11 protein-coding genes and 3 pseudogenes are annotated in these 13,943 nt (G+C 41.1%); 12 read left to right on the top strand and 2 right to left on the bottom strand.

Annotated features, from left to right (window positions below; genetic code table 11):
- Nucleotides 1-342 precede the first annotated feature (342 nt).
- From GGR07_RS13180 to GGR07_RS13165, 4 genes and pseudogenes are all read left to right on the top strand, one after another.
- A pseudogene (locus GGR07_RS13180) lies at nt 343-1,683 on the top strand (TonB-dependent receptor plug domain-containing protein); the annotation flags it as partial.
- A gap of 291 nt (nt 1,684-1,974) precedes the next feature.
- Nucleotides 1,975-2,442, top strand: a complete 468-nt coding sequence (locus GGR07_RS13175; protein WP_021645814.1) for an HU family DNA-binding protein — start codon at nt 1,975-1,977, stop codon at nt 2,440-2,442.
- A gap of 63 nt (nt 2,443-2,505) precedes the next feature.
- Complete coding sequence (locus GGR07_RS13170; RefSeq protein ID WP_021645813.1) at nt 2,506-2,925, top strand: hypothetical protein; 420 nt, start codon at nt 2,506-2,508, stop codon at nt 2,923-2,925.
- Nucleotides 2,926-3,023: 98 nt separating this feature from the next.
- Complete coding sequence (locus GGR07_RS13165) at nt 3,024-4,004, top strand: helix-turn-helix domain-containing protein (protein WP_034543825.1); 981 nt, start codon at nt 3,024-3,026, stop codon at nt 4,002-4,004.
- Nucleotides 4,005-4,024: 20 nt separating this feature from the next.
- On the opposite strand, the pseudogene GGR07_RS13160 reads toward GGR07_RS13165, so the two are convergent.
- Nucleotides 4,025-4,362, bottom strand: a pseudogene (locus GGR07_RS13160) (plasmid mobilization protein).
- A 617-nt stretch (nt 4,363-4,979) separates the two neighbouring features.
- Between GGR07_RS13160 and GGR07_RS13985 the strand changes: the two are divergent.
- From GGR07_RS13985 to GGR07_RS13140, 5 genes and pseudogenes are all read left to right on the top strand, one after another.
- A pseudogene (locus GGR07_RS13985) lies at nt 4,980-5,063 on the top strand (lysozyme); the annotation flags it as partial.
- A 215-nt stretch (nt 5,064-5,278) separates the two neighbouring features.
- Nucleotides 5,279-5,722 carry a hypothetical protein gene (locus tag GGR07_RS13155; RefSeq protein ID WP_021646059.1) on the top strand — a complete coding sequence of 148 codons (444 nt, stop codon included), beginning with the start codon at nt 5,279-5,281 and terminating at the stop codon, nt 5,720-5,722.
- Nucleotides 5,723-5,760: 38 nt separating this feature from the next.
- Nucleotides 5,761-6,261: a hypothetical protein gene (locus GGR07_RS13150; protein ID WP_034543829.1), complete on the top strand. Its 501-nt coding sequence runs from the start codon at nt 5,761-5,763 to the stop codon at nt 6,259-6,261.
- 868 nt (nt 6,262-7,129) lie between these two features.
- Nucleotides 7,130-8,005, top strand: coding sequence for a hypothetical protein (locus GGR07_RS13145; RefSeq protein ID WP_021646063.1), 876 nt, complete (start codon nt 7,130-7,132; stop codon nt 8,003-8,005).
- Nucleotides 8,006-8,008: 3 nt separating this feature from the next.
- Nucleotides 8,009-8,512 (top strand): hypothetical protein, encoded by a 504-nt coding sequence (locus GGR07_RS13140; protein ID WP_021646064.1) that lies wholly within the window; start codon nt 8,009-8,011, stop codon nt 8,510-8,512.
- A 677-nt stretch (nt 8,513-9,189) separates the two neighbouring features.
- On the opposite strand, the gene GGR07_RS13135 is transcribed toward GGR07_RS13140, so the two are convergent.
- Nucleotides 9,190-10,374 (bottom strand): site-specific integrase, encoded by a 1,185-nt coding sequence (locus tag GGR07_RS13135; protein WP_122056640.1) that lies wholly within the window; start codon nt 10,372-10,374, stop codon nt 9,190-9,192.
- 651 nt (nt 10,375-11,025) lie between these two features.
- Between GGR07_RS13135 and GGR07_RS13130 the strand changes: the two genes are divergently transcribed.
- From GGR07_RS13130 to GGR07_RS13120, 3 genes are read left to right on the top strand one after another with little or no spacing between them, the layout of a single operon-like run.
- Entirely contained in the window at nt 11,026-11,631 is a 606-nt protein-coding gene (locus GGR07_RS13130) for a DUF6088 family protein (RefSeq protein WP_021645231.1), read from the top strand.
- Complete coding sequence (locus GGR07_RS13125) at nt 11,628-12,638, top strand: nucleotidyl transferase AbiEii/AbiGii toxin family protein (protein ID WP_021645230.1); 1,011 nt, start codon at nt 11,628-11,630, stop codon at nt 12,636-12,638. Before GGR07_RS13130 ends, GGR07_RS13125 begins: the two co-directional genes overlap by 4 nt.
- A 17-nt stretch (nt 12,639-12,655) precedes the next feature.
- Entirely contained in the window at nt 12,656-13,942 is a 1,287-nt protein-coding gene (locus tag GGR07_RS13120) for a site-specific integrase (protein WP_039972574.1), read from the top strand.
- Nucleotide 13,943 lies beyond the last annotated feature (1 nt).

The raw sequence follows: 13,943 nt of genomic DNA, 5'->3' as shown, positions 1-13,943 counted from the left end.
CCGCTCATCAGCCTGTCCACTGCCCACACCACGAGCAATAGGGGCAGTGTGCCGAAAACAAGATGCAGTATGACCACCGCATTGGAGAGCAGGCTACGACTCTCCCGTTCCTCATCGAGAGGCTTGATTTTTTGTTTATCCATATATGTATCGTTTTGATTTTCTAAGGTGCAAAAGTACGGAGACGCACAGGGGTAAAATAACCCGAATGAGCATTACACTACCCGAAAACGATAACCTGACACATATAAAACTCAATAGGGGTATAGGTCTGGATAGTAGGGATATTTCTTTATTCGATAGTCGGGTAATTTTGCACGAGTTTTCATAAACAGATAAGATATGTCAATCGACTCAATAGTTCATTTATACAAAAGAGTGCTCATCGTCAGCTCCCTATTGCTGTGGGCCTATCCGATGTTTGCACAACTGCATTCCATCGAAATAAAAGTTATTGATGCAGAGAATGGAAACAGTATAGAATTTGCCACGGTGCAATGGAAAGGTCTGAACGAACCTTCGTACAAGAACGGTACAACCACAAATAGAAAAGGGGTGGCGAAACTAAATATACCTGCCCATCAAAAACTGGTACTAAAGGTGAGTTATGTAGGTTATCAGACAATTACCGACACGATTACGGCAAATGAGAAGTGTCATACCCTGAAATTACGTCCGGAATCGACAGAATTGGTAACTGTGGTAGTCTTCGGAAAAACAAAAGCACAGGCTATCAGAGAGTCGCCCGAAGCGGTTTCAGTGATAAATGCAAAGGAATTGCAAGGTCGTTCCGTTTCTTTAGAAACCATCTTGAACAAGACCATTAGTTTGAAGGTCGGGCAGACAGGTGGATTGGAAAGCAGTTCGAGGATTATTGTTCACGGTTTGGAGGGAAAGCGTATTCAGATTCTTTGGGATGGTATTCCGATGAATACTTCGGACGGAACCTTTTCGCTTGATGAAATTCCGATAGACATTATCGAACGGATAGAGGTCTATAAAAGCATTATCCCTGCACGTTTCGGTTGCGATGGCTTGGGTGGTGCCGTCAATATCGTCACGAAGGAGTTCAGTACGGACTATTTGGATCCTTCGTACGAACCGGGTTCTTACCAGACACACAAGGGAAGTGTCTTCTCGCGTAAGAACTTTCCCAAGAGCGGTATTCTGCTCGGTGCGGGAGGTTATTATACATCGGCAAAGAATGATTACTCATTTAGAGTTCCCGAAAGAGAGAACCTGTTGGTAAAGCGAGACCACGATTGTTTTCGTTCGTATATGTTGAAAGGGAAAATCGCTTTCACGAAACTCTGGTTCGATGAGATTAGTACCGAGTTCGGGTATTACAACCGTTTCAATGAGATATAAGGAGTATTGAAGAATATCCAGCACGCTGAAAACAAATTAGGGATGTTTCTGCTTGAAAACAAGCTGATAAAAAGTAGGATGCTGAACAATCATCTTAACTTCGAGTCGCATTTCTCCCTATCGCATACGACGAATAATTTTGTGGATACGGCACGAGTGAATCACGATTTCGAGGGAAGCATATATCCGAGCCCGAACGGACTGGGAGAAACAGGAGATGTTCCCCATAGCTCAAATGACAAAGGTTTGGAAATCAACGAACGCATTAACCTTGATTACAGATTGTCTGCCAATCACGAAACGGGCTACTATACCTACAATACCAAGACGGGCGAATGCTCCCAAACACCCATCATCACTGCCGTGGGAGTACCTTCAAGTTTAGTCGCGTTTGAGTAACCAAATACGATATACGGAAGAACTCATAAGAAACTCATCAAAAGCACCTAAGCTTTCATCTGATTACACCTAAGCTTTTACTCAAAAGCTTAGGAGCTTTTTACAATAAATCAAGTACATTTGCGTTATCGAACAAGAAGCCTTTGTCGAAAGTCAATACCTCCGACTTCGGCAGGGGGAAGTAAAAGGAGGAAAAACTATTGAACTATGGCTAACAAACCATTACAGTTCGTTCTTGTAGAACGCAAATTGAATGTCGGCGCAAATGCCGGTAAAGTCGTGCAAATCGCCCAACCAACGGGTAGACATCGAGTGAGTTTCCGCAATTTTTGTGAGCGTGTGGCGAAATCGACCACATTCAACCGTCAGGAAGTGGAAGCCGTATTGAACTACGCCACCGAGATTGCCAGAGACATCGTGGCAAATGGCGACATCGTAGAATTTGGTGATTTAGGTACACTCAAACCCTCGTTCAAGAGCAAATCCGTTCCTAAAGGCGAGGTTTTTAATGTGCAGAAGCATATCGAGAAACCGGTTGTGCGCCTCAGTCCATCGAAGAAATACTTTACACTTACCGATGTGAGCTACGAGCAAACGACGGCCAAACCCAAGAAAGGCACGAAGCCCTCTGTACCAAAACCTAATGAGGACGAGGACTCAGGTCTGGGAATTTAATCAATCCTGCGGAGCGATTGCCTCTATCGGCAGTCGCTCCGCATTAAATAACATCATTACAATATGAAGAAAATAATTGCACTTTACAGATGTGCCAAGACAGGCAAAACCTCTACACTTAACCTTCTGATAGAGTTTTTGGATAAGAACAAAAAAGTAGAAGAAAATCATTTGACCGAAGACAGAAGAGTATCTATATTTTATGGTAATAAGAAAATTGCCATAACAACTTGGGGAGATAACGGATTTGAACTTAAAGAAAATATCAAATACTTTGAGGAAGAAGATTGTGATATTCTTGTCACTGCAACAAGAACTCGAGGCGAAACGACTGAAATCCTGAATGATTATGCCAAAGAAATCAATACAAAGATTGTGTGGATTGAAAAAAACATTTCTGCATCATTGGAGGAATTGATAAATCAGACTCAAGCAAAAGATATCCAAGCTGTCATTGATTCCTTAATTGATGACGACCATTAAAACAGTTCTTGCTAAACAAAGCAGGTAGGAGAATTAATAGACTTGATAGTTTTTCTACCTGCTGCCTAAATGCAAATTTTCAGAGTATAGAAAAACAAATGACCATAGAATTTTGTGCTATCAACAAGCCTGAAGATTGGATGGAGATGGTTGCCGAGCAATTCGGCACATCTGTAACGAATAACGGTTTTACCGTTCCGCCTTCGGTGGGTAACGGCTTTTTCAAGCAATACTACCCATTGCCGTGGCTCACATTGACCTACATCAGTTTCGTATCGAACGAACCGATGACAATGGTGCGTCGCTCGGTGGAAAACTCGAAATGGATTCCCGTGATGTTCTACATCAACGAGCATAAACATGAGCAGATTATCGGCACAAGCACAAAAACGGTCGGGGTGGACACGCTTGACGGTATCTTTATGCCTTCGAGCAATATCCCTACAGAATGGACTTTCGCCCCTAAACGGCAGTATGAAAACATCACATTGACTTTCAACAAGGATTGGATAGAGCAAATGGATACGGCTTGCGAAACCTATATCGCTCGGTTGCTCCAGTCGGACAAGTCTTTTTATCTCTTCGAGACTATCACACCTGCGATGCAACAAGTATTGGATGGCATCAAGGCGATAGCCAAAAGCGATGCGCCTTTCTCTCCCCTCCATCTGCACGGAAAGGCAATAGAACTGCTGACGATATTCCTTGAAAAACTCGAAAAGCGTTCGGAGGTAAAATCTCTTTCCAACTTGAATTTGAACGATGTGGAGGCTGTCTTCCGTGTCCGTCGTCAGATTTTACAAAGTTTGAACAACGTACCGAGCATTCCCGAACTGGCACGTGAAGCAGCAATGAGCAGCTCCAAACTACAAAAATGCTTCAAACAGGTTATTGGCAAGGCGATTGCCGAGTATGCCCTATCCGAAAAGATGGAATGGGCAAAACGTTTGCTTTCCACTCGTCTTTACTCTGTATCCGAAGTAGGCTATAAAGTCGGATATGCCAATCTCAGCCACTTCACAGAGGCTTTCCGCAAATATCACAGAATAAAACCCAAGCAATATCTCGACTCTTTGTAGAATTGAGAAAGTACACGGCTTTATCTGTGTTGCCATTTCTCTTGAAATTCACGAGTCAGTTGCACGATTTCACCTCCGATTATTGCTAATTCAAGTGTCAGTTTCTCCAACTGGGTGAGCATCGCAAGGCTTCCTTCTCCGTGAAATTGCTTTTCAGAGCGACCACAGTCTGGTTGTAATTCACCCCGACGCTGCGAAATTGTCCGTACAAAGTCGTCAGTTTCTGGTAGTAATCAAGCAAGGAACGGTCGACTTTTATCACACGGAAAGTCTCATTAAATACCCTCGCTTTAATAAACAGGGACAAACTTTGTACACCACTTTCCTCTTTCATCGTGAGGAAATGAGCGTATTCCATCGGTGTGAAATTGACCGAAACACGCTTTTCTGTCTTCTCTTTGGAGCATGCGCTCCGAATTTTCTTCATTTCCATTTCTTACTTTGGATTTTAGTGTTTCACGGCGTAACCGGCATTCAGAATGTGGCATTCTCTCCTCCAAGAAAAAACGACTTCGGAGTTTTTTCAGCTCTCTGCAAGAGCAAGGGTTTTATGCTGCAAAAACGGAGTCGTGCTGCATAAAACATACCTTGCTATTTGCTCCGACGCAAATAAATCCGTCCCGAAAAACGGAGCATTTCTTTCTCGAAAAGAGAGGTTTTATACCTCGAATGCACCTGCTCACCGCTTGGGTGTAAAGTTACTAAGCGCTGTGTCTAAACCACTTACCTCTCACAGAGCCACAGATACGCAAATTGACGCCACAAGTACGCAGTTAGGAAAGAAGACTTTGAAGGCATTGATATTTGCACCGTTGGACAACAAATCGAAGATGGCTGCCATCGCAAAAGTCTTTAATTTAGATGTGTACTTTTTCGAGGGAATATACAGCAAATACGGATGAAACTTCGACGATGCAATCGAGGGGATGTATCTGCGAACGATGGTGCAACTGTCCTGACGCAGGCTGAATAAAATCTGCGATGACGGAACGGTAGGTGGACTCTCTACTTCGGGCAGACCTGATGAAACGTTTGATGATGTTCAAGGACTATGGGAAATGAAGATAAGTAGTCCAAGAATCTCCCAAAACTTACGTGAGGATCTTCGGAAACTTACGTCACTCATTCAAAATCTCACATCACTTTTTAGAGGATTTATTGCCATTTTCAAAATAAATAGGATATTTTTGCGCTATCTGTGTAAATGGACGCTTCCGTAAGCGAAATCCTCCAACTTTGGGAGTGTGAAGCAAAGGAGGAATATCTTACTCATCATGGCAAATATGGAAGTTATAGCATTAAGGGGAGAGCCAAACTGTGGAAAAACAGAGACACTGAATCTTGTTTACAAGCTATTGTTAGATGAAGGATGGCAACAAGTCAAAGATTCTTATCAAGACTTATGCAATAGAGATTTTCTTGATGTTCTAAAAAAAGGGAATAAAATATTAGGCATTGTTACACAAGGAGATTATGCCATTGGAGATTATTCTGTAAAAAAACATCTGAAAACCTTGGATGAAAAGGATTGTGATATTGCAGTATGTGCATGTACCATTGGAAGACATAAGCGAAAAATCCAAAATGCCATTGATTCATACCCTAAACACCATTATATAGACAAGAAAATGTGTGAAAACGAAATATTGAAAAAAGATGATTTAGAGAAAGCTATGGAGATAATAGCCCTTTTGAAGAGTATTATCGCTGTGGAGTAGTTATCTCCAATATATGACCTTTAAAAATCACATTTATGATGAATGAATTTATAACAGCATTGTGTAGCAACACAAAGAATGAGCGAATTCCCGAAGAGTACGATTTCTTCGGAGGTCTGATAGGCGAATGGGACATTGTGTGGAACGACCATTTGGAAGATGCCGAACCACGAAAGGTAAAGGGCGAATGGATATTTTCCCGAGTATTGGACGGTACGGCAGTGCAAGACCTCTTTATCGTCCCATCTCGTGAGGAACGCCTGATAAATAAACAACCCGATGCCGAATACGGAACGACACTCCGTATCTTCAATCCCAAGACAATAGCGTGGGATATATTCTACGGCTGTATGGGTGAGGCAATCCGACTGACCGCCCGAAAGGTCGGCGAAGAAATTATCCTGACTGAAAACACGACAGAGAAGATGAGATATGTATTCTCCGACATAATGGCTTCTTCTTTTCTGTGGAGAAAAGAACGGATGGATGAGAACAACGAATGGCAAACCGTGGCGAAAGTGACGGCAGATAGAAAATAAAATGAAGGAATGGCTTTTTGTTACTTTTGAGCCGTCTCAACTCACTGTCAAAAGTAATGAGGTGTTTTTTGTTGGGGGGCTTTGCTCCTTTATTTGTCCACCCCAAAACTCACGAAAGAAAGGAGCGGTCGGCAAATCTGCCGACCGCTTTACTCTGTATGTCCTTCTTGGACGATTATCCACCTCGTCCTTACTTCGGAATAAATCATCTTGTCTGATTTTTTTGATTTTATGCGGATTCCAGAGGAGAGGGAGTTGAGTTTCAACTTTTTCTTTTTCCCTGCTTCTCGCATATCCGACATTTTCTTATGCGTTTTTCCGTCAGGTCGGTCGTTTTCGTTTCAGTGGCGTAAAAAGGTAGGGCTTAGGACAAACAAGGTTTTACGGCGAGAATACTACCTGCAATGAAATGGAAGTGTGGAGATTGTCGTCTAAACGGCTTGCCGACCCGATCTTTTTTTGTCCGTAGAAGCCCGGAACTACCTTTGCCGCTGACAACGAACAACCGATCCCGGACATGATACACGGGCATAAGTGGAGGATGTGCAGAGAGAGAAGCAGGGTGAAAACAAAAAACGCAGTCTTCGGAGGCTGCACTTTACCAGTAGGAATAGAATCCACGGAAAAAAGTCGCCCCAACGGACGGCTTTACAAAAACAATTTAGAGAAAATTCTTTTTTCTCACGATATACCTTTACCTTTGCAACAGGTTATTCGAGTTATGCAAAACGTTGTATATCACTGTTGAAGATAGAGTGCTAAATCATTACCTACTGCATTTTACAACTCATTAGGCGGTTGAATACTAATCATTTATCTCAGTGATTTTCTATAGTAGCGCAACAAAGTATTATTAATAGTAAGAAAAATGGTGAAACGTAAAATTGGTTTTTATTACTTATTTCTAAAGCAAGGAGATTTTGAGTTTCCTCTTCGGGAAAAATTAATAAGGTTACTCGATTTCTCAATTGACAAACCTCGATTAGAACGAAAACAAGATATTCCAGGCGACAAAATCGCTTTTTTAGACACGTACTCTTCGGATGAAGATGAAACACTTTTGAAACTCCGCTTCAAAAGTGCTAAACATAGTTATCGTGCACCTTTGATCGATAAAAATACCGTTGAAGAGCGAGATAACCCCAAAAGGATTGAAGAGGGAGAACAAATGAAAACTCACGCTCTTATAAAAATTAAGGACGGTGATGCTATTCTCTTCTTGGAAACTGGGGGAGGAATGCTCACTTGTAATAATATTACAGAGTATTTCAATAAGATGTTAGCTATATATAATGCTCAGTATGATAATGATGACGATAAAATAAAAGGTGGTTTCTGTTTTGATATGATACCTCGCGATGATTTTAGAGAGGTTTTGCAGAGTATGACCCGTGTTTCATGTGCAACCATCTATACAGATAAACGAATATTGGGTTCAGACATTCTCAATTTTTCCGAACCTTCAGAAGAATTACAAGAAGAAGTGGTCATTGAGATTAAAGCAGAACGTAAGAAGAATATCATACAACATATTTACGATTGCCTAGACAAGGCAAGTGGTGCCAACTCTAACATTCATAGAATCAGAGTGAAGGGGAAGCTTCCAAATAACAATGAGAGCATTATTGATACTGGATTTATTATTAAAAAAGAATACGTAGATGCAGAGCAAAACGATGATACGGGAGAATTTAATAGTACATTTATGTTTTCTCAACTCGTTGCTCTTTCTCATGATTTCTAAATTATGTATTTAGATTTCCTATATGTTATCCTTGATTACTTTTCTACCTTAACAAAGAACGAAAGGAGGTTTGAATGGGGAATACCAATTATATTTGGTATGGTTGGTGTAGTTGTCTGTCTATTTATCAATCCTCAAATGCAATATGATTTAATAAAAGAAATTGTTACATTCTTAGGAATATTATTGGGCTTTACACTTGCTTCTTTAACACTCATTCTATCAAATGATAACGTAAAGTCTACAACTCAACAATGTTCTACAGAAAGAAAAATTAGAGGAAGAACAATCTCTTTGTATAGACTTGTGGTTGTATCCTTTTCCTATTTGATAATAATGGAGACAATATTGTGTGTACTCTATTATATGGGAATCCTTTTCAATGATTTTAATTTTGGAAAGTGGGCTATCATAGCTAATACAATTTTTCTTATACTATCTTTCAATATATTACTGGCAACTATTAGAACAACAACAATGCTATATTTTATTGTCGTTCGTAAGTGAAGGAATTTCTAAAAACTGCAAGCTGCCTTGTGTTATGTTATAGAAATAGAAAATATAGAGGTCAATACTTGCTCCAATTCGTTCAACTCTGCTTCTTCCTCATCATCAAAGGTAACAAAGTGTTTTTCATTGAAGTTTCTTTGCTACTTTCTTAGCCACCTCGGAATTCTCGAAAGAAAATAGTGGTTAGCAAATTTGCCGACCGTTTTACTCAATCTGTTCTTCTTAAATGGTTATCCATCCCACCCTTACATAGAAGTAAGCCATATTGTCTGTTTGGGGAGATTTTTATGCGTCTTTCCGTTGGGTCGATTCTTTTCGTTTCAGTGGCGTAAATAAGGTAGGGCTCAGGAGAAACAAGGTTTTATGGCGAGAATACTACTTGCAATGAAATGGAAGTGTGGAGATTGTCGTCTAAACGGCTTGCCGCTCCGACCTTTTTTGTGCGTGGAAGCCCGGAACTACCTTTGCTGCTGACAACGAATAACCGATCCCGACATGATACACGGGCATAAGTGGAGGATGTGCAGGGGAGAAGCGGAGCGAAAACAAAAAACGCAGTCTCAGGGGACTGCATTTTATCATAGGAACGGAATACAAGGAAAACAAAAAGCCGACCTAACGGACGGCTTTACGAAAATAATTTGGAGAAAATTCTTCTTTCTCACGATATACCCTTATCTTTGCAATAAACAAAGTGGTTCTTTGAAATGGCGAAATAAGGTGAAGTATAGAAGCTCGCTGGTTTCCATATCGTTACCTACCTTCATCGATAAGCAATTTAATCTATTGATTATTTTGTGTTTATAAAATTCTCTATGCCTTGCAAGGTGAAATGTCAAGTTCTTTTTAATTCCGCATACATCCGCTATTTCTTTCAAATACGCATTTAGTTTCTGATTACTGATAATAGGAAGTACCTTTCCATTCGGCAATTTACCTTTGTACTTTTCCAGTATCATTTTAGGAATATCCAGCAAGGGGACATTCACGTCTGTATTTGTTTTTTGGCGTTTCGTAATTATCCATAAATTACCGTCAAAGGACTTGCGGATATTATCTTCCTTTAAGTTTGCAACATCTACATAAGCCAAACCACTGAAACAGGAAAAGATAAAAACATCACGCACCTGTTCCAATCGCTCGGAAACCATCTTCTTTTTGAGGATTATCTTTATTTCATCTTCTGTCAAATACCCCCTATCCACTTTTTCCAAACGTATTTTATAGTTGGCGAACGGGTCGCCTATCAAGATGCCGTTATTACGGGCTATCAGGATAATGCGCTTGAAGAACTGCATGAACTTGGCAGTCGTATTATAACCACATTTACAGGTGGTACGCAAATATAACTCGAAGTCTGTAATGAACATCGGGGTTATTTCCTTTATAGAAATATCCGACAGGTTATATTTGCTTTGGATGAACTCGGCAAGATGGCGGCGGGTCACTTCATATTTGCGATAAGTGGCAATCGTTTTGGATATGCCAACCAACTGTTTCACATCGTCATTATGCTTTTGGAAAAGGTTAAGGATGGTATCGTGGTTTTCGCTATGCCCTAAAAATTCATTTTTCACCTTTTCGGCGGTAACATAATTATCACGCCTTTGCAGTTCATGATAAATGGTATTAAGGGATGCGTTTATATCATCCAGCAATCTGTTGATGCGGGTAGCTTCCGCAGAACGTCCGGCGGCTTTACCTGCCTTACCATCCCAAACTTTGGGTTGAACATCAAGTTTGGAATTAAAACGACTTGCCACACCGTCAATCGTGACACGGACGAAAATAGGGTAACTGCCATTGATTTTTTGCTTGTCCTTTTTCACAAAGAAAAGAACGGAAAATGTACTCTTCATAAACTCACTTTTTTTGGTTACAAAACTACGGTAATTAACTCAAAGTGAAGTTTATACAGGCTCGCCAAATAGCGACAGAAGTTCGCCAATTTCGGACTAAGTGTACCCCTTTTGGACTTTCAGTTGTCGGGGGTACGAGTTAGGTTACTAACTTTGTCTTTTAGGGTCTAAATGATGTCCGGTAGGGCAGACACAAGGGGATAAAAAAAGTCCCACAAATCGTTGAATTTGTGGGACTTGTCTGCTTTCTGTCCGGTTTTTGTCCGGTTAGTTCAGCGGAGAGACAGGCACTCAAATCTATTGTTTCTTAGAATATCACAAACTACACAAATGGCTATATATCAACCACTTGAAGAGGTTGGCCAAAAATCATAATATCACTGTATTTCATGCGCTATCGCCATTTTTGGGTGTAAAATTGGGTGTAGATTTTGAACTTACACCCAGATGAGAGAAACTTAGTATTCTCAGTTTTTGGTGTTCAAACGACTGTTCTGCATTGATTTATGTACATAAGTCTTGTTCTTTGCGTAGAAAACTTGACTTTTAGCCTCTTGTCGTTTAATAAACATTAAAAAGCATAACTTTTGGGAGCGAAAGCATTGTTTTGTCCCAAATTTATTATAATTTTGTGCCAAAATACAAATTGGTATGGTTGATAGTACAGCAAAAAAAATTGAGGCCGCCATCGGTTCTGAACCAGAAGGGAAGATCATCTTTTCCTCTGATTATGCCGAACTGGGTACGCCAGAAGCCATCAAGAAATCACTAATCAGGCTATGTGAACGTAATGTTATCGTAAGACTGGGCCACGGGATATATTACAAACCGAAATTCGACAAAGAACTCGGCCTTGGTATGCTGCTGCCAAGTATGGACGATATTGCCCAGGCTATAGCCAAGCGTGATCATTCCCGTATTGTTCCTACAGGCGACTATGCTCTCAACAGTCTTGGGCTGAGCACGCAAGTACCTGCAAATGCCGTGTATCTTACTGATGGCTCTCCTCGAAGAATAAGTATCGGTAAGGGGCATGGTATCATGTTCAAACATACCTCTGAGCTAAAAGCCCTGAGTTTCCGATCTAATTTAATGATGCGTATCGTTGCGGCGATGAGGGCAATTGGAGAAGGCAAGATAACCAATGAGCAGAGGCAGATTTTGAAAGAACATATTAAAAATGTGGCCGAAGAAGATTATAATGAGGATATTAAACTTGCACCAGCGTGGGTGAGAAAGGAGCTAATAACGCTATGAAATTTATAGAACTATCACAGGAGCAACGAAGACTTGTCTTTACTCAGGCTTCAGCTCAGACGGGTATCAACGTCAACTTGACTGAAAAAGACTGGTGGATATGTCAGGTACTTGCTGCCCTGTTCAAACTCCCGAGTGCCGCACACACAAATTTCAAAGGTGGCACTTCACTGAGTAAATGCTGGAAGCTCATAGACAGGATATCTGAAGATATTGATATAGGCATCGACCGCGAATATTTGGGCTTTGGCGGAACACTGTCAAAGACTCAGATCAGCGACAAACTGAGACGCGCTGCCTGTAGCTTCGTCAGAGACAAGTTACAGTATGAGCTTCACGATGCGCTTGTCGATGAAGGTATTGCGGAAGGGATGTTCAAGATACATGTGAACATCACTTCCGTAACAACCACAGACCCAGAGATAATCGAAGTGGTGTACCCTTCGCTTTTCGAAACCAATCCATACATCCGAAATGTGGTTCGAATTGAAGTCAGTGGCCGGTCAATGAGTGAGCCCATACAAATAGTTACGCTTAACCCTATCATTGATGAGATATTCCCCGGTTCACGTTGGGAAAGGAACACCTTCGGTGTAAGAGCAGTACTTCCTGAACGAACATTCCTGGAGAAGATATTTCTTCTGCATGAAGAATTCAGCAAGTCTTTTGAAAATATCAGGGTTGAGAGAATGTCAAGACACATGTATGACATAGGCCAGATTCTTCGCACCCCGATTGCTGAACGTGCATTGAATGATGAGCAACTTTATCGTCAGGTAATACAGCATCGCAAAACTTTTATTGGGCTTCGTGGATTCGATTATGACACGCTCTTCCCGTCCACTTTGTCAATACTGCCTCCCGAGTCAGTGAAAGATGCATGGCGTTCTGATTACGAACAGATGCGGCTACACATGATTTACGGGGAAAGCATCCCGTTTAATGACTTGATTGAGCAACTCAGGAATCTGAATGACCATATAAGACAGTTGGGCTATCAAAAGTGATTTCAATAGCAGAGCATATGAATATCAAAAGAAATATCATCTTTGCCCTTGAAGGGAGAAAGAAAAACGGTGTAGCCATTACCGAGAATGTACCTATCCGCATGAGAGTGAATTATTCTGGACACCGTATTGAATTCACTATGGCCTATCGCATTGATGCAGCCAAGTGGGATGCCACCAAGCAAAGAGTGAAAAATGGCTGCACAAATAAGTTGAAAGTTCCTGCATCGGAAATAAATGCGGAATTGACACGAAGTTACACACTGATTCAGGATATTTTCAAGGAATTCGAGCTACAGGAGTTGATGCCGACAACAGAGCAGCTAAAACATGTATATACATCAAGAATTAAATTAGAAGGTCCAAAGGACGAAGAGCTCATTCCTCAAAAGACCTTTTGGGAAATCTATGATGAGTTCACCGAGGAGAATGGTAAGCTGAATGATTGGACTAAAGCCACTTTCGAGAAATTCGCGGCCCAAAGGAACCATCTCCACGATTTCAAACCCAAGATTTCCTTTGATGATCTCACGGAGGATGGCCTGAACGACTACATATATTTTCTTGGTCACAAGTTAGAAATGCGAAATAGTACCATTTCAAAACAAATTGGTTTCCTGAAATGGTTTTTGAGGTGGAGTTTGAAAAAAGGATACCATCAAAATGCTGCATTCGAAACATTCAAACCAAAGTTGAAGAACCCAGACAAGGCAATTATCTTCTTGACTCGGAAAGAGCAAGAGCAATTACGCGACTATCAGATTCCAGAGAGCAAGCAATATCTGGAACGTGTGCGTGATGTGTTTTCATTCTGCTGCTTCACAGGCCTGAGATATTCAGATGCCTACAATCTCCGTCGAAGTGACATTAAGGATGACCACATAGATATAACAACCATCAAGACTACCGACCACCTGAAGATAGAACTCAACAAGCACAGCCGTTCAATTCTTGACAAATACAAGGATGTGCCGTTTAAGGACGACAAGGCCCTGCCTGTTATCAGCAATCAGAGGATGAATGATTATCTGAAGGAATTATGTGAACTGGCTGGCATAGATTCGCCAGTACATATTACATATTATCGCGGACAGCAGCGCATTGACGAGACCCGTCCGAAATATGAACTGATAGGTACACATGCTGGTCGTCGAACCTTTATCTGCAATGCCATCCTTCTTGGCATACCAGCAAACGTAATTATGAAATGGACGGGGCACAGCGACTATAAGGCCATGAAACCCTATATTGATGTCGCCGACGAAACGAAAGTCAGTGCCATGTCTAAGTTTGACTTAATGTAGA

Origin of the sequence: Bacteroides pyogenes, from assembly GCF_014196225.1 — a bacterium.
GTDB lineage: Bacteria > Bacteroidota > Bacteroidia > Bacteroidales > Bacteroidaceae > Bacteroides > Bacteroides pyogenes_A.
The sequence above is the reverse complement of the archived record's forward strand: the minus strand, read 5'-3'. Positions and strand labels throughout refer to the sequence as shown.